This is a genomic window from Amycolatopsis acidicola (genome assembly GCF_007713735.2).
In the GTDB taxonomy this organism is placed as follows: domain Bacteria; phylum Actinomycetota; class Actinomycetes; order Mycobacteriales; family Pseudonocardiaceae; genus Amycolatopsis_E; species Amycolatopsis_E acidicola.
This window is the reverse complement of sequence record NZ_VMNW02000060.1, coordinates 12,520-33,581: the sequence shown is the minus strand read 5'-3', so window position 1 is coordinate 33,581 and position 21,062 is coordinate 12,520. Positions and strand designations below refer to the sequence as shown.

The window sequence follows — 21,062 nt, the reverse complement described above, 5'->3', positions numbered from 1 at the left end:
CTCAGGAAGTGGTCAGCACCAGGAAAAGCCGGGTGTTCACCGTCTGCAGCAGCTCCGCCGGAATCTCCCCGACACGCTCCGCCAGCGCGCTCTTCGGCACGTGATCCAGGCGCGTGTACGAGATGTGCACGCCGTCTTCCGTGGTCACGGTCAACGGATCCGGCTCCGCCACGACCTCCATCGTGATCACGTACGGCACGCTGCCGAGCTCGTTGAACATGTCGCCGCTGTAGACCAGCACGCGCCGCCGAACCGGGCCGGCGACAGTCCACAGCTCGCCCCTACGCGGCCGAAGAGCCACGATGGCGGTACTCGTAATCCTCGGTCGCGGCCCGTGCCTCGTCGGGGTGGTGGCGCCACCAGTCGTCCGTCTTCTCGCACAGCTGCCGGAACGCCTCCCGCTGCAGCGCGGCGACGATCCACTCGCCGACGGGCAGCCCGGCGTCCTCCGCGCGGGCCAGCACCTGGGCTTCCAGATCCTCGGGCAGCGGCAGTTCCATCGCGCCACGATAGCGCGCCTGGCCCCTCGGCTCAGCCCGCCTCGGGCCGCGTGTCGCCGCCCGAGCGCGCGTCCACGTCACCCGTCACGCCGGACAGCGCGGCACGCCGTCCGAGCACGAAAACGTAAGCCAGGAAAGCGAGTTCGGCCAGTACGCCGATGCCGATGCGGGCCCACGTCGGGAGCCCGGACGGGGTGACGAAAGCCTCGATCACCCCCGACACGAGCAGCACGCACGCCAGCCCCAGCGCCATCGCGGCGACCGCACGCCCTTCCTGCGCGAGCGCCACCCCGCGCGTGCGGGGGCCCGGGTTGACGACGGTCCACGCGAGCCGCAGCCCGGTGCCCGCCGCGACGAAAACGGCAGTCAGCTCCAGCAACCCGTGCGGGGTGATCAGCCCGAAGAAGATGTCCAGCCGCCCGGCCGCGGCCATCAGGCCCGCGCTCATCCCGACGTTGGCGGCGTTCGCCCACAAGGCGATCAGCACCGGGATTCCGCCCAGTACACCGAAGAACAGGCAGGTCGCCGCCACCCACGCGTTGTTCGTCCAGACCTGCGCCGCGAACGAGCCTGCCGGGTTGCTGGAGTAGTAGGTCTCGAAGCTGCCGCCCGGCTCGGTCAGCTGTTTGATCGCGTCCGGGGTGGCGAGGCTGCCGCGCACCCCGGCGTCGGCCGCGATCCACGCGGCGAGCAGGGCGCTCACCACGATCGTCACCACCGCGGTGGACAGCCACCACCGCCGCGAGCGGTACACCGCGGCCGGAAACCGTTGGGAGAAGAACAAACCGACCTCGCGCCAGGCCGGGTCGTGGCTGCCGGCGACTGCCGAGCGGGCCCGCGTGACGAGAGTGGACAACCGGGCCAGCAGCGCCGGATCCGGCGCCGAAGCCCGCACCATCGACAGGTGCGTGGCGCTGCGCTGGTACAGCGTGACCAACTCGTCGGCCTCCGCGCCGTCCAGCGAACGGCTGCGCTCGACCAGCTGCGCCAGCCTGTCCCATTCCGCGCGATGGTTGGCGGAGAACAGGTCGACGTCCACGCCGCTCAGACTACAGTTGCCGGGTGCAGTCCGACTCCGAGTTGGTGACCGGCGACGCGGTCGTGCTGGAGCTCCGCCTCGCCCGGCTCGCCAGCCGCGCGCTCGCGTTCGCGATCGACATCGTCGTGCAGGCCGTGGTCCTGTTGCTGTTCGTGCTCGTGATCACGCTCGCCGGGGTGCACGACGAGGCGCTCGGCATCGCGCTTTCGCTGGCCGCGCTGGTGCTCGTCCGGGTGGGCTACCCCGTGCTGTTCGAAACGCTGACGGGCGGCCGGACGCTGGGCAAGCTCGCGTTCGGACTGCGCGCCGTGCGCGACGACGGCGGCCCGATCCGGTTCCGGCACGCGCTGACCCGCGGCCTCTCCGGCGCGATCGTCGACTTCGGGCCGGTCGCGGTGTGGAGCATCGTGGCGCTGGTGGTTTCCTTGTGCTCCAGCAAATCCAAGCGGGTCGGGGACTACCTGGCGGGCACCGTGGTGATCCAGGAGCGGGGGGAGGAGCCCGCGGCCCCGCTCATCGTGATGCCACCGGCGCTCACGGAGTGGGCCGCGCAGCTGGACCTCTCCGGGCTGAGCGACGAACTCGCGCTCGCGAGCCGCCAGTACCTCGCGCGCTACCAGCAGATGCGGCCGCAGGCGCGGGACGCGCTCGGCAGCGAGCTGGTGAACGAGCTGTCCGGGCAGATCGGCGCCCCGTGGTGGTCGGCCGACGTGCCGCCGTGGGCGTACCTGATGGCCGTGCTCGCCGAACGCCGCAACCGGATCACCGGCCTGCCCGCCGGACGCGAGCCGCAGGGCCCCTTCGACCCGCCTGGCTGACGTCCCCGCTCGATGCCGAGTTCGCCGCTTCCTAGCTGACGTCTCCGCTTGATGCCGAGAAGGTGTTGCACTGCGAGATGCGGTCGCTCTGCGCGCCTTTGCGCCACCAGGCCGCGTAGTGCGCGTTGGTGCCGTGGTCGTGGCTGCCGGAAGTGTTGTCGCCCCGGGTTTCCTGGTCGTTCCACGCCGTGTCGAACACCTTCTGCGAAACCGTCCCGCCGCGGTTCGCGGTGGAACCCATGAACAGCCCGGAGAAGCACTGCGCCTGCAGCTCCTTGCGGCGCGACATGTCCAGCCCGCCCGCGCTGTCCTGCCCGTCGGCGTTGATCACCTGCCACGCGGCGTCCATCAGGCCGACGAGGTCCTGCACGTGGTGGCCGTACTCGTGCGCGAACAGCGCCAGGTACACGCCGGGCTGGTTGCCGTACTGGTCGGTCTGCAGGCCGCGGTACGGGACGTAGAGGTGGTCCTTGCAGTAGTAGGCCGCGGTGGCGATGCCGACGTCGATGGTGCCGCAGTCGGTGGTGAAGCTGCTGCCGGTGGGGAACTCCAGCTGCGGCGGGTGGAACGGCAGGTTCATCGAGTCGAGCAGCTCGCCCCAGCGCGCGTTGAGGCACTGGGCGGCGGCGGTGAAGAAGGCTTCGGACGCGGCGGGGCTGCTCGGCCAGCCGGGCACCGAGCAGGCCGCGTTGGACAGGCCCGCGTTCGGGTTGGCCATCAGCGGATGGTCGGCCAGCGTGACGATCTTGCGCGGCCCGCTGGAGGTGACCGTCGTGGTGGTGCTGCTCGACGAGCTGCTGCTGCGGCTGGTGGTGGTCCGCGAAGACCGGGTGGTGGTCGGCGTGTCCGAGGTCGTGCTGATCGGCGTGGCGTAGGCCGCCGCGCTGTTCCCGCCGCCTGAGGGCACGGTCACCACGATGATCACGACGGCAAGGCTGACCAGCACCGCGCTGAACAGGCTCACCGCGACGATGAGCGGGGTGTTGTACTTCTTGACCGGCGGCCGTGGCGGGTACGGGCCCCATTGCGGGGGCGGCCACTGGCCGTAGGGCGGTTGGCTCATCGCCGGCTGATCTCCCGGTGCTCAGGCACACCCGCGGCTGCTCGGCGGGCGCTTTGCAGCATAGAGGGTGCCTGAGCCCATCCGGGTGATCTTGGCAAGAACCGGAAAAAGACCTGTTAGAAGGTCACGTCACGCCGGAGAAGCCAGCCGCGCCCCGCCGTCGACGCGGAGCACCACACCGGTGGTGAAGGTGTTGTCGATCAGGAAGCCGATCGCCGAGGCGATGTCGGCCGGCTCGCCGACGCGGCCGGCAGGCGTGCCGGAAGCCAGCTGTGCGAACGTTTCCGTCCGCGCTTCGCCGAGGAAGTCCCACCAGCCGGTGTCGACGATGCCGGGAGAAACGGCGTTGACCCGCACCGGCGCGAGCTCCACCGCCAGCACCGGCACCATCGCCTCGATGCCCGCGTTCACCGCCGCTAAGGCCGCGGTGCCTGGCATCGCGGCTCCCGCCGACGCCGCCGTGATGAAGGTGATCGAACCGCCTTTTTCGAGCACGGGCAGCGCGGCCCGCGCCGTCATGGTGTGGGGCTGCAGCTTCCCTTCGACGCCTTCGCGCAGGTCCGCGGCTTCCAGTTCGGCGAACGCCTTCGTACCCGGCTCGCCCGTCACCGTCACGACGACGTGGTGGATCGGGCCGAGCCCGGCGAAGAACGCCGTCAGCGCCTGCGGGTCACGCGCGTCGACCGGCTGACCGCTCGCGTTCTTGCCGAGCTGCTCCAGCGCTTTCTCGAGCTTCGCGGTGTTTCGCCCGGTCACCACGACCTCGCGGCCACCGTCGACCAGCCGCTGCGCGGTGGCCAGCCCGATGCCCGAGGTGCCACCGACGATCACGACACGTTCGGTCAAGGTACCCATCTCCCTTTTCGAGTCACTGTGCCTCGTAAATATATTCGAGGCACAGTGTCTTGTAAAGTGCCGCCCATGAACCGCGGACGTCCCCGAAGCGAAGAAGCCCGGCGCGCGATCCTCGACACCGCGCTGCGGCTGTGCGAGCGCGACGGCTACCAGCAGCTGACGATCAAGGCGCTGGCCGACGAAGCGGGCGTAGGGCGGCAGACGGTCTACCGCTGGTGGCCGGACAAGGCGCAGGTGCTGCTCGCGGCGCTGATAGACCTGCGTGAACGCGAATTACCGGTCCGCTTCGAGGAAACCGGCGAAACGCTCGAAGACGTCGAGAAGCTGCTGAAGCTCACTTACGAGCTCACGCACGAAATCACCGGCAAGGCACTGATCGGGCTGATGGCGGACGCCCAGCACGACGCGGCGTTGTCCGAGCAGTTGCAGAGCACCGTGATCGGGCCGCGCCGGGACGCGCTGCGCGAAATGCTGCAGCGCGGCGTAAAGGCCGGGAAGCTGCGCGAAGCGGTGCCGCTGCCGCTCGTGGTGGACTTCGCCTTCGGCACGATGTGGTACCGGATGCTGTCCCACCACGGTCCGGTCGACGCGAAGCTGGCCCACGAGATCACCGCCGCGATCGGGTTGATGCTCAGCGTGTGAATCCCGCGACGGGCACCGTCGTGTAAGCCGTGATGTTGCTGCGCGGTATGGGCGCACCGTTCGACGGCTGAATCCGCCGAGGGACACCTTCGTGTAAGCCGTGATGTTGCTGCGCGGTATGGGCGCACCGTTCGACGGCTGAATCCGCCGACGGGCACCTTCGTGTAAGCCGTGATGTTGCTGCGCGGTATGGGCGCACCGTTCGACGGCTGAATCCGCCGAGGGACACCTTCGTGTAAGCCGTAAGGTGGGCAGCATGGGCGCACCCGAAATCATTCGCTTCACCCTGGACAACGGCCTCCGCGTGGTGCTCGCGCCGGACGCGACCGCGCCCGTTGTCGGGGTGTCCGTGCACTACGACGTGGGCTTCCGTTCGGAGCCGGAGGGGCGCACCGGGTTCGCCCACCTCTTCGAGCACCTGATGTTCCAGGGCAGTGAGAGCCTCGAGAAGCTGGCCCACTTCAAGCTGGTGCAGTCCAGCGGCGGCACCTTCAACGGGTCCACGCATCCGGACTACACCGACTACTTCGAGGTGCTGCCCTCGGCCGCGCTGGAGCGCGCGCTGTTCCTCGAGGCCGACCGGATGCGCGCGCCGAAGCTGACCCAGGAGAACCTGGCCAACCAGATCGACGTGGTCAAGGAAGAGATCCGGCTCAACGTGCTGAACCGGCCGTACGGCGGGTTCCCGTGGATCCTGCTGCCGCCGGTGCTCTACCAGACCTTTCCCAACGCGCACAACGGGTACGGCGACTTCTCCGACCTCGAACAGGCCACTCTGGACGACTGCGCGGCCTTCTTCGACACCTATTACTCGCCAGCGAACGCCGTGCTCACCGTCGCCGGTGACTTCGAGCCGGACCGCGCCCGCGAGCTGATCGACAAGCACTTCGGCGACGTCCCGCACCGCCCTGTCCCGCCGCGCCGCTCGTTCGCCGAGCCGCCGCCCACCGGCGAAGTCCGCGACAGCCACGTGGATCCGCACGCCCCGCTGCCCGCGCTCGCGATCGGCTATCGGATGCCGGACCCGGTCAACGAGCTCGACGCGTACCTGGCGAATCTCGTACTGGCTGGTGTGCTCAGCGACGGTGACGGCTCCCGTCTGCAGCAGCGCCTGGTGCACCGCGAGCCGCTGGTGGTCGACGTCGGCGCGGGCGCCGGGCTGTTCGGTCCGTTCGAGGCGCGTGACCCGGACACGTTCTCGGTCACCGCGATCCACCCGCCGGACGTCTCGCCGGACCAGGTGCTGGCCGCGGTCGACGAGGAGCTGGAGAAGCTCGCCGTGACCCCGCCGGACGAGCAGGAGCTGAAGAAGGTCACCGCGCGCTGGGCGGCCGCCCTGCACGGCGAGCACGACAGGCTGGTGTCCCGCACGCTCGGCCTCGGCTCGTTCGAACTGCTCTACGGCGACCCGTCCCTGATCTACGCGCTCGCCGACCGGATGGCGGGCGTCACCGCGGCGGACGTTTCAGCGGCGGCCAAGGCGTTGCGCCCCGACTCGCGCGCGGTCCTGCTGGTCGAGCCGTCCACCACCGAAGGAGAGAAGTGACTTCAGCGACGCATCGCGACGCGGCCGAGATCGGCCGGACGGCGCAGGGCCCCCGCGAGGTCCCGCCGCTCGGCGAGCAGCGCGCGGCCGCCGATCTGTCCCATGTGGACACCACGCTCGCCAACGGCCTGCGTGTGCTGGCCGTCCGCAAGGCCAACGTGCCGCTGGTGGAGCTCCGGCTGCGCATCCCGTTCGCGGGTGGCGAACAGCTGCACGCGGCGACGGCCGAGGTGCTGGCCGAGACCATGTTGACCGGCACGGCCCGGCGTGACCGGATCGGCGTCGACACCGAGCTGGCGCTGATCGGCGGCGAGCTGAGCACCTCCGTCGACCCGGAGCGCCTGGCCATCAGCGGCAACGCGCTCGCGAGCGGGCTGCCCACGCTGCTGGACGTGCTGTCCGATGTGCTCACTTCGGCGTCCTATGTGGACAACGAAGTCGCGCGCGAGTCGGCACGGCTGGTCGAGCGGCTGGCTGTCTCGCGGACGCAGCCGCGGGTGATCGCGCGCGAGGCGCTGCTGAAGCACGTCTACGGCGAGCACCCGGTGACCAGGGAGATCCCGCAGGCCGAGGACGTCTCGCGGGTGACGCCGGAGGGCGTGCGCGCGCTGCACGCCGCGGCGGTGCTGCCGCGCGGTTCGGTGCTGGTCCTGGTCGGCGACATCGACCCGGACAACGTGGTCGGTGAGATCGAGAAAGCCTTGCAGGGCTGGAAATCCGAGGGTTCGGCGGCGGTGCTGCCCGCGCTGCCGCAGGTCACCGGCGGCGACGTGCTGCTGGTGCCGCGGGACGGCGCGGTGCAGTCGCAGATCCGATTCATCGCGCAGGCGCTGCCCCGCACGGACCCGGGATACGCGGCGCTGCAGCTGGCGAACCTGGCCTACGGCGGCTACTTCTCGTCGCGGCTGGTCGAGAACATCCGTGAGGACAAGGGTTACACGTACAGCGCGCATTCCGGCTTCGAGTTCACCGGCGCCACGGCGACGGTGGGCGTGGACGCCGACACCGCGAACGAGGTGACGGCGGCCGCGGTCCTGGAAACCCAGTACGAACTGGGCAGGCTCGGGCTGGTTCCGCCGACCGCGGAGGAGGTGGAGTCGGTGCGCCAATACGCGATCGGCTCGCTGCTGACCTCCACGGGTTCGCAGACGGGGCTGGCCAGCCAGCTGGCCGCGCTCGCGTCGACCGGGCTCGGCGAGGAATGGCTGGCGGCGCATCCGGCGCGACTTGCCGCGGTGACGGTGGACGAGGTCGCGCAGGCGGCGCTGGAGTTCTTCGCTCCCACCAGGTTCACCGGTGTGGTGGTCGGGGACGCCGAGTCCCTCGCGCCGAAACTGGGCGCGCTGGGCGGGTTCACCGTGGGAGAGCCTGCCGCCTCATGAGTGCCCCCTTCTCGCTGAACACGGTCCCCACCCTCTCCCGGTCCACTGTGGACCGTCAGGAAGCATTGCGGAACAACCCGGACCGGCTGCGGGCGCGCTGGCCCGAGGCGCAGGTCCTGGTGCTCGACGACGGTTCCCGCACCCCCGTCCGCGAGGACGGCGTGATCGCCACCCGCAAGGCGCTGGCCTTCGGCGACACTCCGCCCGACGAGGCGGTGTTCCTCGGCGAATGGGAGGGCGCGGACTACTGGTCGCTGCCCGGAAACCCGGTCGGTGAAGCCGAAACCGAGCGGATCGCGGGCAGCTGGGGCGTGGTCGAGGAGGTCCCGAAGGTCGACGGCGAGCTGTGGGTCGACCTGCGCGGGTACGGCGACCGGCTGGACGACACCTCCGCCGGGCTGTACACGACGGCGATCGCGCTGCGGAACTGGCACCGGCGCGGGCGGTTCTGCGCCCGTGACGGCAGCCCCACACGGCGCGTGCAGTTCGGCTGGGCCACCCGGTGCGAGGCGAAGGACCACGAGGAGTACCCGCGCACCGACCCCGCCACGATCACCCTCGTCCACGACGACGCCGGGGTGAACGGGGAGCGCGTTCTCCTTGCGCGGCAACCGATCTGGCCCGAGGGCCGGTACTCGGTGCTGGCCGGGTTCGTCGAGGCGGGGGAGTCGCTGGAAGGCTGCGTGACCCGCGAGATCCGGGAGGAGGTCGGCGCCGAGGTGTGGGATGTGCGCTACCTCGGCAGCCAGCCGTGGCCGTTCCCGCGCTCGATCATGCTGGGTTTCACCGCCCGCGCGGACGCTTCGAAACCGCTGACCCCGGACGAGTCGGAGATCGAGGAAGCCCTGTGGGTGCCCCGCGCCCACGTGCGCGCGGCGTTCGAGAACGACGGCGCGCCGACCCCGATCGGTGGCGGCAGGCACATCATGCTGCCGGGCAACTCGTCGATCGCCAGAGTGATGCTGGAATCCTGGGCCTACGCGGAGGCGTGAGTGCGGCTGGTCAACGAAGGACTGGCGTTCCTGCTGGAACTCCTGGCGTTGGCGGTGCTGGCGTACTGGGGTTTCGAGACCGGTGACGGGATGGCGCTGAAGCTGGTCTTCGGCATCGGCGCTCCCGTGCTGGCCGCTGTGGTGTGGGGCCTGTTCGCGGCCCCGCGCGCCTCGTTTTCGTTGCCACTGGCCGGAGTCCTGCTGGTGAAGGCGATCGTGTTCGGTGCCGCGGTGGCGGCTCTCGTCGCCACCGGGCACCTCGTACTGGCCATCGTCTTCGCGGTTCTCGTGGTCGCGAACACCGCCTACGTGACGGTGACCCGCAAACCACCCCGCCCCGCGTAACCTTCCCCGGCTTGCGTTGGCCGTTCGTGGTGGTGTGTTGGCCGCCCGCGTTGGCGTGTTGGCCGTTCGTGGTGGTGTGTTGGCCGCCTGCGTTGGTGTGTTGGCTCCCGAGGCAGCAAACACGCGCCGGGGAGGGGCCAACACGCCAACGGGAGGGGCGAACTCGCGCGCGGGAGGGGCGACACGCCCGCGGGAAGGGCAAACACGCCAACGCGGGCGGCCAACACGCCAGGGCGAGTCGCCAACACGCGCGCGGGAGGGGCAAACACGCCCGCGGGAGGGGCAAAGAAGCGCGTTCCACCTCACAAGGTGCATCCCCGCCATGCGCACCGAAAAAGTTGTACAGTGCTAACTGTTATAGACCTACAACTATCGGGGAGTGTCCTTGGCGGAGCCGAACCAGAAGCGCCGGTGGCTGATCCTCGCCATCTGCTGCCTCAGCCTGTTCCTCGTCTCGATGGACAACACGATCGTCAACCTCGCCCTGCCCGCGATCCAGCGCGACTTCGGCGCGCGGGTGTCGAGCCTGCAGTGGACGATCGACGCCTATTCGCTGGTGGTGGCGAGCCTGCTGATGCTGTCCGGCTCGACCGCGGACCGGGTCGGCAGGCGGCGTGTCTTCCAGACGGGGCTGGCCGTGTTCACCCTCGGCTCCCTGTTGTGCAGCATCGCCCCGAGCGTGACGTTGCTGATCGTCTTCCGGATGGTGCAGGCGGTCGGCGGCAGCATGCTGAACCCGGTCGCGATGTCGATCGTCACCAACACCTTCACCGACGCCCGCGAGCGCGCGAAGGCGATCGGGATCTGGGCCGGCGTGTTCGGGGTGAGCATGGCGCTCGGGCCGGTGATCGGCGGGGCGCTCGTGGACACGGTCGGCTGGCGGGCGATCTTCTGGATCAACGTGCCGATCGGCGTGGCGGCGCTGGTGCTCGCCGCGGTGTTCGTGCCGGAGTCGAAGGCGTCGCGGGCGCGGCGGGTGGATCCGGTGGGGCAGGCGCTGATCTTCGTGATCCTCGGCGTGCTGACCTACGGGATCATCGAGGCGCCACGCGCGGGCTGGCTGTCCGTGCAGACGCTCGGCTGCTTCGCGATCGCCCTGATAGCGCTGATAATCCTTGTCCCGTACGAAAAACGCCGCGAAGAGCCGTTGATCGACCCGCGCTTCTTCACCAGTGCGCCGTTCTCCGGTGCCACGCTGATCGCGGTGAGCAGTTTCGCCTGCATGGGCGGGTTCCTCTTCCTCAACGCGATCTACCTGCAGAACGTGCGCGGGTTTTCGCCGCTGCACGCGGGGCTGCTGACGCTCCCGACGGCGGCGATGATCTTCGGGCTGGCGCCGGTCGCGGGCCGGATCGTGGCCGGCTGGGGGCCACGGTTGCCGCTGATGACCGGCGGCGCGGGGATCCTCGTTTCCGGGCTGTTGCTCACGCGCCTTTCCGCGGACACGTCGCTGGGGTACCTGATCCTGACGTACCTGGTGTTCGGGATCGGCTTCGGCATGGTCAACCCGCCGATCACCAACACCGCGGTGTCCGGGATGCCGCGCGAACAGGCCGGGGTCGCGGCCGCGGTCGCCTCCACGAGCCGGCAGGTCGGCGGGGCGCTGGGCGTCGCGGTGCTCGGTGCGGTCGTGACGTCGAGGGTGCAGGGCCCGATCCAGACCGGGTTCGCCCAGGCGAGTCACGTCGCGTGGTGGATCATGGCCGGATGCGGGATCGCGGTGGTGACGCTGGGCTTTGCCACGACGGGGCACTGGGCCCGGCGGACAGCGGCCAGGTTCGTGCACGAGGAGCAGGTGGCGGTGAGCACCCGGTGAGCGAAACGGCGGAGCGCGTCTGGGAGCGGATGCGCGTGCTGGTGATGGAGCGGCACGACCGCCGCAAGTTTCTGGTCGACGAGCTCGGGATGAGCTTCGTGAAGACGAAGGTGTTGCGGCGCTTGGCGAATCGCCCGATGACGATGCGGGAGCTCGCCGAGGAGCTGCTCACCGACCGGCCGTACGCCACCGTCCTGGTGGACGACCTGGAGGAGCGCGGGCTCGTCGAGCGCACGGTGCACCCGGACGACCGCCGCAGCCGGATCGTGCACGTGACCGCCGAGGGACGCGTGCTCGCCGAGCGTGCCTCGAAGATCCTGGCCACCCCGCCGGAGCCGTTACTCGCCCTGCCGGCGGCGGAACTGGCGAAATTGGACGAAATCCTCGCACGAGTCACCGGTTGAGGACTTGGTATCCACGGCCGGTATCTGGTGCAGTGGGGCGATGACCATCGTAGAAGACCCGGCTGCCCTGTCTCCGGTCCAAGCGCGGGCGCTCTTCCGCGAGGGCACTGTCAGTCCCACGGCGGGCTGGGTGAGCGGGTACACACAGGCCAACCTCATCGCCGTGCCCCGGGATTGGGCGTTCGACGTGCTGTTGTTCTGCCAGCGCAACCCGAAACCCTGCCCGGTGCTCGACGTGACGGACCCCGGCAGCACGGCCACCGTGCTCGCCCCGGGAGCCGACCTGAGCACCGACTTCCCGCGCTACCGGGTGTGGCGGGACGGGGAGCTGGCCGAGGAAACCACCCGGGTCGACTGGGGCGAGGACCTCGTCGGGTTCCTGATCGGCTGCAGCTTCACCTTCGAGAGCGGGCTCGCCGCGGACGGAATCCCCTTGCGCCATTGGGAACAGGGCCGGAACGTGGCGATGTACGTGACCGACCGCGAGTGCCGACCGGCGGGCAGGCTGCACGGGCCGATGGTCGTGTCGATGCGCCCGATCCCGGCGGCCCAGGTGGAGCGTGCGATCGAGATCAGCGGCCGGATGCCCGCGGTGCACGGCGCGCCCGTGCACGTCGGCGACCCCGCGGAGCTGGGCATCGAGAACCTGGACAAGCCGGATTTCGGGGAGGCGCTGGACTTCCGCGACGGGGACGTGCCGGTGTTCTGGGGCTGCGGGGTGACGCCGCAGGCGGCGTTGATGGCCTCCCGGCCGCCGTTCGCGATCACGCACGCGCCGGGGCACATGTTCGTGACCGATGTGGAGGACGGGGAGTACCGGGTCTGACCCCCTCAGGCGGGGGAGAACGTTCGTCGGTAGTCGTGCGGGGAGACGCCGACCACGCGGTTGAAGTGGTGGCGCAGCAGGGCGGCGCTGCCGAAACCGCATTCCCGCGCGACCTCTTCGATGCCCAGCGCGGTGTCCTCCAGTAGCGCCCGCGCGTGCAGAACCCGTTGCCCGGAAAGCCATTTGTGCGGCGTCGTCCCGGTTTCGGCGACGAAGCGGCGGGCGAACGTGCGCTCGGACATCTGCGCGCGCTTGGCGAGCGCGGCGACGGTGTGCTCCTCGGCGAGGTTCTCCAGCATCCACGCCAGCACCGGCTGCAGGCTGTCCGCCGTGCATTCCGGGATCGGCTGCTCGACGAACTGACGCTGGCCGCCGTCCCGCTGCGGCGGCACCACCATGCGGCGGGCGATGGCCGTGGCGACGGCGGAGCCGAGTTCGCGGCGGACCAGGTGCAGGCAGGCGTCGATGCCGGCGGCGGTGCCCGCGCTGGTGATCAGGTCGCCCTCGTCGACGAACAGGACGTCGGGATCGACCTTCGCCTCGGGAAAACGCTCGATGAAGGCGTCGATCTCGTGCCAGTGCGTGGTGCAGTGCCGCCCGTCGAGCAGGCCCGCGGCGCCGAGCAGGTACGCGCCGCTGCACACGGACAGGATCGTCGCACCGCGCGCCGACGCCTTGCGGACCGCGTCGAGGACGGCGGGCGGGTACTCGTCGCGGACCTTGACCGCCGGGACGCAGACGAGGTCCGCGCCCTTCAACGCGTCGAGGCCGAGCGCGGGCGTCAACAGCGCGCCGGGGACGGTGGAGCGCAGCGGCTCACCAGGGCGTTCGCCGCAGACGCGGAACTCGAAGGGCGGCACCCCGTCCTCGGTGCGGTCGATGCCGAACACCTCGCAGATGAGCCCGAACTCGAAGGGGGCGATCCCGTCGATCAGCACCACGGCCACCGTCTTCAACATGGCAGTATTTTAGCGCACTGGGTCAGTCCTGCCACTGGTGGCAGGAAATCGGCGGGCCAACAATTAGTGCCATGATGATTCTGCTGATCCTGCTGGCCGTACTCGGACTCGTCGTCTACGGCCTCGAGCGCAACCACCGCCGCACCATGCCCGGCCGGATGGCCGGCAGTACCGATGTCGAAAACCGTGACGAGGCAAGAGTTTCCGCGGAGCTGGCCGCACGCGACCGGGTCAGCGGCTGACGCTCGCGCCGAGCCGTTTGCTGATCTCGTGCGCGTTGTCCCGGACCACCGGCAAGAGATTTTCCTTGATGTCCTCGAGTGAGTACTGCCGGGCGGGCACCGACATCGACAGGGTGGCGATCACCCGGCAGCCGGTGTCCCGCACCGGCGCGGACAGCGAGCGCACGCCTTCCTCGAACTCCTGGTCCACCAGGGCCCAGCCCTGCTCGCGCACCTCCGCGAGCCGTTCGCGCAGGGTGGCCGTGTCGGTGACGGTGTGTGCCGTGAGCGGGGAAAGCGTGAGCCCGCAAAGGGTTTCTTCGAGCTGGTGCTCCGGCAGCCCGGCGAGCAGCACCCGTCCCATCGAGGTGGCGAACGCGGGGAGCCTGGTGCCGGTGGTCAGCGTCATCCGCATGACCTGCTTGGCCGGGACCCTGGCCAGGAACACCGCGTCATGACCGTCCAAAGCGGACAGTGAGCAGGTCTGCCCGGTGATCTTGGTGACCTCCTCCATGAACGGCTGGGCCACCTCCGTCAGGTTCAGCGACGAGAGATACGCGTAGCCGAGTCCGAGGACGTGCGGCGTGAGGGAGAAGTACCGGCCCTCCGAACGCACGTAACCCAGTTGCTCCAAGGTGAGCAGCAGCCGGCGCACGGTGGGCCGGGACAGGGCGGTCAACTCCGCCACCTCGCTCAGCGTCAGCTGCGGCCGGTGGTCGGAGAACGCCAGGATCACCGACAGGCCCCGCTCCAGGGACTGCACGTAGTCCTTCTGGTCCTCCGTTTTCACCACCGGGAACCTCCCCTGCCGTGTCTGCCGACCTGGTCCAGATCGAGCTCGACGCCGAGCCCCGGCCCGTCCGGGACGCGGAGCCCGCCCTCCTCGTAACGTACCGGCTCGGTCACCAGGTCTTCGGCCAGCAGCAGCGGGCCGAACAGTTCGCAGCCGAAGGTGACGTTCGAGATCGCCGCGTAGGCGTGCGCGGCGGCCGCGGTGCCGAGCGAGCTTTCGATGCTCGACCCGCCGTGGCAGGGCAGCCCGGCCGCTTCGGCAACCGCGGCGGTCTTCTTCGTCGCGGTCAGGCCGCCCAGCTTGTGGATTTTCAGCGAGAAGATGTCGGCGGCTTCGGTGCGGCACAAGGTGAACGCGTCGTGCACCGACTGCAGGCTCTCGTCGGCCATGATCGGGATGTCGAGCCGCGCGGCGAGCCGCCGCATCGCCTCGACATTCCAGCCCGGCACCGGTTGTTCGACCAGTTCGACCCCGGCCTGGGCCAACGCGGGAAGCCAGCGCGTCGAGGTCGGCTCGTCCCACGCCGCGTTGAGGTCCACGCGGACGCTTGCCTTGTCCCCGAGCGCTTTCGCGACCGCGACGATCCGCTCGGCGTCCGCCCGCGGCTCGCTCGCGCCCATCTTCAGTTTGAAACTGGAATGCAGCCCCGCGGCGAGTTTCTCCTCGGCCTCGGCGATGACGATGTCCGCGTCCTCCGCGCCCAGCGCCCAGGTGACCGGGATCCTGTCCCGGTAAAGCCCGCCGAGCAACCGGTACACCGGCACGCCGAGCGCGAGCCCGCAGGCGTCGTACAACGCGATCTCGATGGCCGCCTTCGCGAAGGAGTTGCCCGCGGCCACCCGGTCGAGCCGGTGCATGAGCTGCTCGACCCGGGTGGCGTCCCCGCCGACCAGTTCGGCGGCGAAGTAGGCGTCGATGATGCCGCGCATGGTTTCGACGCTTTCCCCGCCCCACCAAGGACCACCGGGCACGACGGACTCGCCGGTCCCGGTGATGCCGTCCGCGGTGCGCACCCACACCAGCAGGTAGCTCTGGTGCGTGGCGGTCATCGACTTGAACCGGTGCGGTCGCCGCAACGGCAGGTCGACGATCGCGGTGTCGACCCCGGTGATGGTCAGGGACATGGGCCGGCTCCTCAGGCGGGTTCGAGCACGAAGTCGTACCGCGCGCGGAGCCTGGCGTCCTCGCCCTGCCGCGGCGCGAGCACCAGTTCCGGTTTGGTGGCCTGCGCGACGTCGTCGTCCACCCATTGCCCGCCCTCGAAGTAGAGCTGGGTGGTGATGTCGCGGAAGCCGCCGGCGCGCACGATCAGGTGCAGGTGCGCGGGCCGCCACGGATGCCAGCCAGCCGCCTCGATGAGGTTCCCGGTCGGCCCGTCGGTCGGGATCTGGTAGGGCGCGGGCCGGATCGTGGTGACCTCGAACCGGCCTTCGGCGTCGGTGACGATCACGCCGCGCAGGTTTCCCTCGGGCAGGTGCGGGGCGAACCCGGAGTAGTAGCCCTCGTCGTCGGCCTGCCACAGGTCCAGCTCGGCGCCCGGCACCGGGTTGCCCGCGGTGTCGCGGACCTGCCCGGTGAACACCAGCGGCGTGCCCTTTTCGTTGGGGCGCATGGGAAGCGTGCTCACCGATGGGAGTTTGGGCGCGTCCGGCAGGTAGTACGGGCCGAGGATGGTGCCGACCGTGCCGTGCTGGGTTTCGGCCGCGACCTCCTCGACGACGTGCTCCACGAACACGTCGAGGAACAGCGGCCATTCGCCGCCCTCGCCGAGTTCGATCAGCCACTGCTTGGCGGCCTGGTACTCGGGGTAGGTCACCTTCTCGGTGCGGATCGCTTGGTGCACACCGGAAAGCACGGCGCGCACGACCGCACTGACCCGCTCGGGCGAGGTCGTTCCTCCGGCGTGCTGCCGCGTGGCCTGGAAGGATTTGGTGGCGTTGGCGCCCGAACCCGCTGCGGTGGGCGCGTTTCCCGTGGTGGTCATCGTGGGCTCCCGGGGTTGATCAGGTCGGGTACCGTCCAGCCGTCGAGGTCGTACTCGGCCATGCACTGTTCGGCGAAGCCCTTCATCGAATCGGCCTGGCCGGATTGCTGGGCGGCGAAGAGGAGTTCGGCGCGGACGCCTTCGTGGTTGCCGGAGTAGTTGCGTTCGTAGAGCTCGTGGCGGCCGCCGAATTCGCTGCCGATGGAGTCCCAGATCAGTTTCATGAGCTTCACGCGTTCGACGGCGTCCATGCCGTTCGAGCCGCGCACGTACTGGTCCAGGTACGGCCGGATTTCCGGGGATCGGAAATCGCTGGCGTGCGAGGGCAGGTAAATGAGCCCGGACCCGAGATCCTGGAGGATGATTTCGCGGACGCGGGGGTAGCCGACGGTCATGAACCAGCGGTAGGCCAGCCCGTAGTCCAGGTGCGGGAGGACGGCGCCGTCCTTCCATTCGTCGGGGCGGGCGGCCATCGCGTCGGAGAGGGCCCAGAACATGTTGCGCCAGCCGATGACCTCGCCGACGCGGGTCTGGATGCCGCGGAAGTCCTTGGTGCCGGTGGCTTCCACGCCTTTCATCAGCAGGCCGGCGATGAAGTCGAGTTTGACCGCGAGCCGGGTGACGCCGTGGAAGGTGAACCGGTGCAGGAAGCCGGAGCCGGGGAAGAAGGTGCTGGCCTTTTCCGCATCGCCGTAGATGAACACGTTCTCCCACGGGATCTTCACCTTGTCCAGGATGAAGATCGTGTCGTTCTCGTCGAACCGGGACGACAACGGGTAGTCGAACGGGCTGGACGCGTTCTGCGCGTAGGAATGGCGGCAGATCAGCTTCATCCCCGGCGCACCCATCGGCACCGTGCACACCAACGCGAATTCGCGCTTCTTGATCGGCAGGCCGTAGTGCGCGATGAAATTGTAGTGCGTGATCGCGGAACCGGTGGCCACCACTTTGGCGCCGGAGACGATCAGGCCGTCGTCGCGTTCTTCCTCGACGTGGATGAAGATGTCCTTCACGTCGTCGGGCGCGCGGTCGCGGTCCACCGGCGGATTGATGATGGCGTGGTTCCAGTAGAGAACCTTCTCCTGCGATTCGGTGTACCAGCGGCGGGCGTTTTCCGCGTAGGGCTCGTAGAAATCGGCGTTGGCGCCGAGCGTGCCGAGGAACGCGGCCTTGTAGTCGGGGCTGCGGCCCATCCAGCCGTAGGTCATCTTCGCCCACTCCGCGATCGCGTCACGGTCGGCGTACAGGTCGGCGCTGCTGTGCGGGGTGCGGAAGAAGGGGTGTGTGACGCCTTTGCTGCCGGTGTCGGTGGGCGCGGTGAGCACGTCCCGTTTGGCGGGGTCGTGCAGGGCGTCGTACAGGCGGGCTGTGGTCCGCACGGAGTTGCGGAAGGCGGGGTGGGTGGTGACGTCGTCCACCTTGTCGCCGTAGATGAAGATCTCGCGGCCGTCCCGGATGCTCTCGATGTACTCGTCGCCGGTCATCGGGCTGGTCACCCGGGTGCTCTGGTCCTGGATGGTCACGGGTATTCGCTCCTCGTCGTTGAGTGCGCGGTGGTGGGACTACGAGACCGGCCGCAGCCAGCTGAAGTCCAAAGTGGATGGACAGTCGGCGGATTCCATCCAGGGCACGGTTTCGAAGGCTGTGCCGAGGTGGCGGAACTCGCCGAGGTAGAAGACCAGCGGGTCACCTCCGGTGAACTCGAACTCCTCGACCCTGCCGAGGAACAGCACGTGGTCCCCGCCGTCGTAGCTGCGCCACGGTGAGCAGGCCACGTGGGCGAGCGAGCCGGGCAGGCGCGGGCCGAACTCGCCGTGGGCCCACTCGACCGGCTCGGTGCGCGGTTTCCCCGCGAAATGAAGCGCGACGTCGTCCTGCGGCTCGCGCAGCAGGTTGACCGTGAAGGGGCGGTCCTCGAGGTAGCCACAAGCCTTCGTGCGGCGGTCGAGTGAGACGAGCACCAGCGGCGGGTCCAGCGACACCGCGGTGAAGCTGTTGACCGTGGCGCCGTGCGGGTGTCCGTCGACCTCGGTGGTGATGACGGTGACGCCAGTGGCGAAGTGTCCCAGGCAGTTCCGGAGCTGACGCGTGTCGACCTTCATGATGTCCGTCCGCATTGCGTACAATTTGTTCACTATCCGGCGATGTCAGCTACTGTGACCCCGGCCACTCCGGGCTGTCAAGAGCGAGTACCGCGCATGGGTGGCTACGCGTTCGCGCGGCGGAGGCGTTCGGGTCCTTGCTCGCGAAGGGCGTCGCCGGACACAGGGGCGTCGCCGTGCAGCGCTTCCCAACGGGCGTTGTGGGCGGCCGACCACAGGCTGGCGGCCCAAGCGACCTCCCGCTCCGCGTCGGTGAACGAGCGCCCGCGGCCTTCCTGGTAGGTCAGCAGGAAGGCGGCCGAACTCCCGATCGGGGCCAGCGTCGCCGGCCGGGCACCGGCGAAACCTCCGCTCGCCGCGCCGACCAGGGCCGCCTCCGGCTGCCAGGCCAGGCTGTCCCAGTCGTGCACCGCCCACACTCGCGAGCCGTGCCATCGCAGGTTCTGGGCCTCGAAGTCGCCGTGCCCCAGTACGCGCGGCAAGTCCGCGGCCAGCAAACGCTTGCGGGCCCGGGTCGCGGTGTCGACGACGTGCGCGGGCACAGTGCTCTGGTCCCGCTCGTCGAGGAACGCGATGGCGGGCCACAGCCCGGAATCCGGGTGATCCCACCGTATCCAGCGCGGGTTCGGCAGCGGCGGCGCGAGGTCCACGCCGTCCAGCCCGGCCATCAACCCGGCGAACACCTCCGCGTACCGCGCGGCCACATCGGGCGAATCACCGCGCAGCATTTCGCCGCCGGGCCGGTATTCCTCGGCGTGCACGGCCATCTCGCCGACGACGGTCACCGGTGTAAGCGGGCGGGCGCAAGGAAAACCACGCTCGGCCAGCCGGGTTTGCGCGGCTAGGCACGACGCCGCACGGCCGTCGTCGGGGCGGGCCTTGAGCACGACCTCCGCGCCATCGGCCAGGCGGAGGCCGAACACTTCCGACAGCTGCCGCAGCCGGAACAGCACGCCCACCGGCTCATTGCCCAGATGCTCGACGCACCAGGGCCGTAACCAGTCCGGCCAGTCAGCCGCGCGTGATTTCGTAGCCGACATCGAATTCTTCGAGCTGCCACAGCTGATCCCGCGTCAGCCGATGCCCGGTGAACCGTTCGACCGCGGTGAGGCCCTTCGCCTCGTGGTCGTGGTAGTCCTCCAGCTCCAGGCCCGCCAGGTACTCCGCGATCTCCTCCGGCGTGCCCTGCAGGCCGGGTTCGAACGAGGCCAGCAGGGTGCCGTGCGCGGCGAGTGAAAGCCGGGTCAGCGCGTTGACATTCCAGAACATGCTGCCCGCCCGGCCCTTGCGGGACAGCGCGCGCAGCACTTTCCCGTCGCTGCCACGGTATCCGTTGATCTCGATCGCGATCACCGCATCCTCGGCCGGGAGCACCGCGACCCACTGCGGATGCGTGTGATCCGACGCGAGATCGCCCAGCGGCAGCGGTTCGGCCGGGTTCGCGCCGAACGCCGCCACCACCTCGTCCGCCGTGGAACCGGTCACGATGGTGACCGTCGCCGCCACCTGCAGCGAGCTCGTGCGCACCCAGTGGTAGTGCTGCCAGGGCTTCGGCACGACCATCGGCGCGGGCTCGCCACGCAGCCGGTGGCCGAGCCGGTCCGTCCGCTTGTGCACGATCGGCGGGGCGGCCGGCGCGCTCCACACCACCAGCTCGTACTCCTCGTCGTCTGCTTCGTCGCGGCCGCGCGCGTGCACCCGCACGCGGTAGTCGCCGGGCCACGGCGGCGTCTGCTCGCGCAGGCCGTCGTGGGTCGGGCGGACGGTGCTGAGTACGGAGGCGAAACCCCGCGCCGCCGTCCAGCTCACCTCGACGATTTCGTCCCAGTGCGCGACATCCACCTCGCCCGGCGCGTCGGCGAGCACGTGCAGCCGGACCGCGACCGTGCTATCGGTCAGCCCGGTTCGGATCGTGATCCCGCCCTCGGCCACGTCGACGAGCCCGTTGGCCGAGAAGTCCGAATGCGCCGGAAAATCGTTCTCTGACAACGCGAACCGGTGCTCGCCGGTCCACACCGAGCCGGCCGCGCTGCGCGGCAGGAGGTACTTGGCGCGGCGGGTTTCCAGCAGCGCCTCGGCGTAACCCTCCGGCTGCGGCACCACCGCCAGCACGTCCACGACCGCTTCGACCGACGCGCCGACGATCACCGCCGGTTTCGCGCCCACGATCGGCGGATCCAGTTCGCGCAGCACCGCCGTCGCGACGATGACCGTCAGCGCGAGGTGCCCGGCGCCGTGCCGGTCCGCGAGCTGTTCCTCGCCACCTGCTTCGGGCGCGAGCAGCGCGGAAACTGTCGGGTTCGTGGCGATTTCCCTGGCCAGCAAGGAAATCAGCTGGGTGGTGCCGGGCCACAATTGTTCGAGGATGCGGACCGCGCTTGCTGCCGCGCCTTCGTGCGAGCCGACCGCGTAAGCGAAATTGCCGGACCGGAAGCCTTCCGGCAGCGTGGCCGTCAGGCCAGGGGGAGCGGAGAGGGGCAGTCGTTCGAGGCCGAGTTCCAGCGCGCCCAGCAGCCGTTCGGAGGCGAGTTGGTCGATGGTCCGGCGTCGGCCCAGCTCGGTGGCCGCGCCGGGCGGGATCAGCGCGATCACCGTGGGCAGCGCTTCGGCCACGACGGGTACCAGCGGCTCGAGTACGCCTTCGGGCAGGGTGATCGCCGCTCGGCGCCTGCGCTGGCTGTTCATCGCACGACCTCTGGTGTCGACTCCTTGGCGCGGCCAGGCTAGCGAAACCGGCGCCGCGATGCGGCCGTTTCGGGGGCCTCTTTCCGGGCG

Annotated in this window: 23 protein-coding genes; 10 read left to right on the top strand and 13 right to left on the bottom strand. The window is 69.7% G+C overall.

Features of this window, described 5'->3' with window-relative positions; genetic code table 11:
• Position 1: 1 nt before the first annotated feature.
• The 3 genes from FPZ12_RS30675 to FPZ12_RS30665 are packed head-to-tail and all read right to left on the bottom strand — an operon-like array spanning position 2 to position 1,539.
• Complete coding sequence (locus FPZ12_RS30675) at positions 2-241, bottom strand: hypothetical protein (protein ID WP_144755549.1); 240 nt, start codon at positions 239-241, stop codon at positions 2-4.
• A gap of 40 nt (positions 242-281) precedes the next feature.
• Positions 282-500 carry a hypothetical protein gene (locus FPZ12_RS30670; protein WP_144755552.1) on the bottom strand — a complete coding sequence of 73 codons (219 nt, stop codon included), beginning with the start codon at positions 498-500 and terminating at the stop codon, positions 282-284.
• A gap of 31 nt (positions 501-531) precedes the next feature.
• On the bottom strand, positions 532-1,539 hold the full coding sequence (locus FPZ12_RS30665) for a stage II sporulation protein M (protein WP_144755555.1): 1,008 nt from the start codon (positions 1,537-1,539) through the stop codon (positions 532-534).
• Positions 1,540-1,562: 23 nt separating this feature from the next.
• Between FPZ12_RS30665 and FPZ12_RS30660 the strand changes: the two genes are divergently transcribed.
• Positions 1,563-2,357 (top strand): RDD family protein, encoded by a 795-nt coding sequence (locus FPZ12_RS30660; protein ID WP_243770108.1) that lies wholly within the window; start codon positions 1,563-1,565, stop codon positions 2,355-2,357.
• A 31-nt stretch (positions 2,358-2,388) separates the two neighbouring features.
• On the opposite strand, the gene FPZ12_RS30655 is transcribed toward FPZ12_RS30660, so the two are convergent.
• Together FPZ12_RS30655 and FPZ12_RS30650 are read right to left on the bottom strand one after the other, a co-directional pair.
• Complete coding sequence (locus tag FPZ12_RS30655; protein ID WP_144755558.1) at positions 2,389-3,420, bottom strand: neutral zinc metallopeptidase; 1,032 nt, start codon at positions 3,418-3,420, stop codon at positions 2,389-2,391.
• A gap of 129 nt (positions 3,421-3,549) precedes the next feature.
• The gene (locus FPZ12_RS30650) at positions 3,550-4,275 is read right to left on the bottom strand and encodes an SDR family oxidoreductase (protein ID WP_144755562.1); all 726 of its coding nucleotides are present in this window, start codon (positions 4,273-4,275) and stop codon (positions 3,550-3,552) included.
• A 66-nt stretch (positions 4,276-4,341) separates the two neighbouring features.
• Here FPZ12_RS30650 and FPZ12_RS30645 point away from each other — a divergent pair, with 66 nt between their 5' ends.
• The 8 genes from FPZ12_RS30645 (at position 4,342) to FPZ12_RS30610 (ending at position 12,228) form a co-directional block, all read left to right on the top strand.
• Positions 4,342-4,917, top strand: coding sequence for a TetR/AcrR family transcriptional regulator (locus FPZ12_RS30645; protein WP_144755565.1), 576 nt, complete (start codon positions 4,342-4,344; stop codon positions 4,915-4,917).
• A 256-nt stretch (positions 4,918-5,173) separates the two neighbouring features.
• Positions 5,174-6,463: a M16 family metallopeptidase gene (locus tag FPZ12_RS30640; RefSeq protein ID WP_144755567.1), complete on the top strand. Its 1,290-nt coding sequence runs from the start codon at positions 5,174-5,176 to the stop codon at positions 6,461-6,463.
• Positions 6,460-7,845: a M16 family metallopeptidase gene (locus FPZ12_RS30635; RefSeq protein ID WP_144755570.1), complete on the top strand. Its 1,386-nt coding sequence runs from the start codon at positions 6,460-6,462 to the stop codon at positions 7,843-7,845. The genes FPZ12_RS30640 and FPZ12_RS30635 overlap by 4 nt, the downstream gene beginning before the upstream one ends.
• Positions 7,842-8,837, top strand: a complete 996-nt coding sequence (gene nudC, locus FPZ12_RS30630) for an NAD(+) diphosphatase (RefSeq protein WP_144755573.1) — start codon at positions 7,842-7,844, stop codon at positions 8,835-8,837. Before FPZ12_RS30635 ends, nudC begins: the two co-directional genes overlap by 4 nt.
• Positions 8,838-9,182, top strand: a complete 345-nt coding sequence (locus tag FPZ12_RS30625; RefSeq protein ID WP_144755576.1) for a YrdB family protein — start codon at positions 8,838-8,840, stop codon at positions 9,180-9,182.
• Positions 9,183-9,561: 379 nt separating this feature from the next.
• Complete coding sequence (locus tag FPZ12_RS30620; RefSeq protein WP_243770107.1) at positions 9,562-10,998, top strand: MFS transporter; 1,437 nt, start codon at positions 9,562-9,564, stop codon at positions 10,996-10,998.
• Positions 10,995-11,402, top strand: a complete 408-nt coding sequence (locus tag FPZ12_RS30615; RefSeq protein ID WP_243770106.1) for a MarR family winged helix-turn-helix transcriptional regulator — start codon at positions 10,995-10,997, stop codon at positions 11,400-11,402. The genes FPZ12_RS30620 and FPZ12_RS30615 overlap by 4 nt, the downstream gene beginning before the upstream one ends.
• A gap of 40 nt (positions 11,403-11,442) precedes the next feature.
• Positions 11,443-12,228: a putative hydro-lyase gene (locus FPZ12_RS30610; RefSeq protein WP_166462965.1), complete on the top strand. Its 786-nt coding sequence runs from the start codon at positions 11,443-11,445 to the stop codon at positions 12,226-12,228.
• Positions 12,229-12,233: 5 nt separating this feature from the next.
• On the opposite strand, the gene FPZ12_RS30605 is transcribed toward FPZ12_RS30610, so the two are convergent.
• Positions 12,234-13,187 carry a GlxA family transcriptional regulator gene (locus tag FPZ12_RS30605; RefSeq protein ID WP_144757464.1) on the bottom strand — a complete coding sequence of 318 codons (954 nt, stop codon included), beginning with the start codon at positions 13,185-13,187 and terminating at the stop codon, positions 12,234-12,236.
• 71 nt (positions 13,188-13,258) lie between these two features.
• Between FPZ12_RS30605 and FPZ12_RS45785 the strand changes: the two genes are divergently transcribed.
• The gene (locus tag FPZ12_RS45785) at positions 13,259-13,429 is read left to right on the top strand and encodes a hypothetical protein (protein ID WP_166462964.1); all 171 of its coding nucleotides are present in this window, start codon (positions 13,259-13,261) and stop codon (positions 13,427-13,429) included.
• Here the strand turns inward: FPZ12_RS45785 and FPZ12_RS30600 are convergent.
• The 7 genes from FPZ12_RS30600 to FPZ12_RS30570 form a co-directional block, all read right to left on the bottom strand.
• Positions 13,419-14,201 (bottom strand): IclR family transcriptional regulator domain-containing protein, encoded by a 783-nt coding sequence (locus FPZ12_RS30600; protein WP_144757462.1) that lies wholly within the window; start codon positions 14,199-14,201, stop codon positions 13,419-13,421. The two genes, FPZ12_RS45785 and FPZ12_RS30600, sit on opposite strands and share 11 nt — an antisense overlap.
• Positions 14,195-15,325, bottom strand: coding sequence for a muconate cycloisomerase family protein (locus FPZ12_RS30595; protein WP_144757460.1), 1,131 nt, complete (start codon positions 15,323-15,325; stop codon positions 14,195-14,197). The genes FPZ12_RS30600 and FPZ12_RS30595 overlap by 7 nt, the downstream gene beginning before the upstream one ends.
• An 11-nt stretch (positions 15,326-15,336) precedes the next feature.
• Positions 15,337-16,185, bottom strand: a complete 849-nt coding sequence (catA, locus tag FPZ12_RS30590) for a catechol 1,2-dioxygenase (protein WP_144757458.1) — start codon at positions 16,183-16,185, stop codon at positions 15,337-15,339.
• On the bottom strand, positions 16,182-17,669 hold the full coding sequence (locus FPZ12_RS30585) for a 4-hydroxyphenylacetate 3-hydroxylase family protein (protein WP_144757471.1): 1,488 nt from the start codon (positions 17,667-17,669) through the stop codon (positions 16,182-16,184). The genes catA and FPZ12_RS30585 overlap by 4 nt, the downstream gene beginning before the upstream one ends.
• A 78-nt stretch (positions 17,670-17,747) precedes the next feature.
• Positions 17,748-18,302, bottom strand: coding sequence for a flavin reductase family protein (locus tag FPZ12_RS30580; protein ID WP_243770105.1), 555 nt, complete (start codon positions 18,300-18,302; stop codon positions 17,748-17,750).
• 89 nt (positions 18,303-18,391) lie between these two features.
• The gene (locus tag FPZ12_RS30575) at positions 18,392-19,327 is read right to left on the bottom strand and encodes a phosphotransferase (protein ID WP_144757456.1); all 936 of its coding nucleotides are present in this window, start codon (positions 19,325-19,327) and stop codon (positions 18,392-18,394) included.
• Positions 19,299-20,972 carry a DUF6461 domain-containing protein gene (locus FPZ12_RS30570; RefSeq protein WP_144757454.1) on the bottom strand — a complete coding sequence of 558 codons (1,674 nt, stop codon included), beginning with the start codon at positions 20,970-20,972 and terminating at the stop codon, positions 19,299-19,301. The genes FPZ12_RS30575 and FPZ12_RS30570 overlap by 29 nt, the downstream gene beginning before the upstream one ends.
• Between the last annotated feature and the right edge of the window lie 90 nt (positions 20,973-21,062).

What these genes read in the sequence shown, in the direction of transcription:
- FPZ12_RS30575 (WP_144757456.1), bottom strand. Translation starts at nt 19,327, where the DNA reads ATGTCGGCTACGAAATCACGCGCGGCTGACTGGCCGGACTGGTTACGG.
- FPZ12_RS30645 (WP_144755565.1), top strand. Translation starts at nt 4,342, where the DNA reads ATGAACCGCGGACGTCCCCGAAGCGAAGAAGCCCGGCGCGCGATCCTC.
- FPZ12_RS30585 (WP_144757471.1), bottom strand. Translation starts at nt 17,669, where the DNA reads ATGACCGGCGACGAGTACATCGAGAGCATCCGGGACGGCCGCGAGATC.
- FPZ12_RS30570 (WP_144757454.1), bottom strand. Translation starts at nt 20,972, where the DNA reads ATGAACAGCCAGCGCAGGCGCCGAGCGGCGATCACCCTGCCCGAAGGC.
- FPZ12_RS30595 (WP_144757460.1), bottom strand. Translation starts at nt 15,325, where the DNA reads ATGTCCCTGACCATCACCGGGGTCGACACCGCGATCGTCGACCTGCCG.
- FPZ12_RS30605 (WP_144757464.1), bottom strand. Translation starts at nt 13,187, where the DNA reads ATGTTGAAGACGGTGGCCGTGGTGCTGATCGACGGGATCGCCCCCTTC.
- catA (WP_144757458.1), bottom strand. Translation starts at nt 16,185, where the DNA reads ATGACCACCACGGGAAACGCGCCCACCGCAGCGGGTTCGGGCGCCAAC.
- FPZ12_RS30610 (WP_166462965.1), top strand. Translation starts at nt 11,443, where the DNA reads ATGACCATCGTAGAAGACCCGGCTGCCCTGTCTCCGGTCCAAGCGCGG.
- FPZ12_RS45785 (WP_166462964.1), top strand. Translation starts at nt 13,259, where the DNA reads ATGATGATTCTGCTGATCCTGCTGGCCGTACTCGGACTCGTCGTCTAC.
- FPZ12_RS30640 (WP_144755567.1), top strand. Translation starts at nt 5,174, where the DNA reads ATGGGCGCACCCGAAATCATTCGCTTCACCCTGGACAACGGCCTCCGC.
- FPZ12_RS30655 (WP_144755558.1), bottom strand. Translation starts at nt 3,420, where the DNA reads ATGAGCCAACCGCCCTACGGCCAGTGGCCGCCCCCGCAATGGGGCCCG.
- FPZ12_RS30670 (WP_144755552.1), bottom strand. Translation starts at nt 500, where the DNA reads ATGGAACTGCCGCTGCCCGAGGATCTGGAAGCCCAGGTGCTGGCCCGC.
- nudC (WP_144755573.1), top strand. Translation starts at nt 7,842, where the DNA reads ATGAGTGCCCCCTTCTCGCTGAACACGGTCCCCACCCTCTCCCGGTCC.
- FPZ12_RS30580 (WP_243770105.1), bottom strand. Translation starts at nt 18,302, where the DNA reads ATGCGGACGGACATCATGAAGGTCGACACGCGTCAGCTCCGGAACTGC.
- FPZ12_RS30650 (WP_144755562.1), bottom strand. Translation starts at nt 4,275, where the DNA reads ATGGGTACCTTGACCGAACGTGTCGTGATCGTCGGTGGCACCTCGGGC.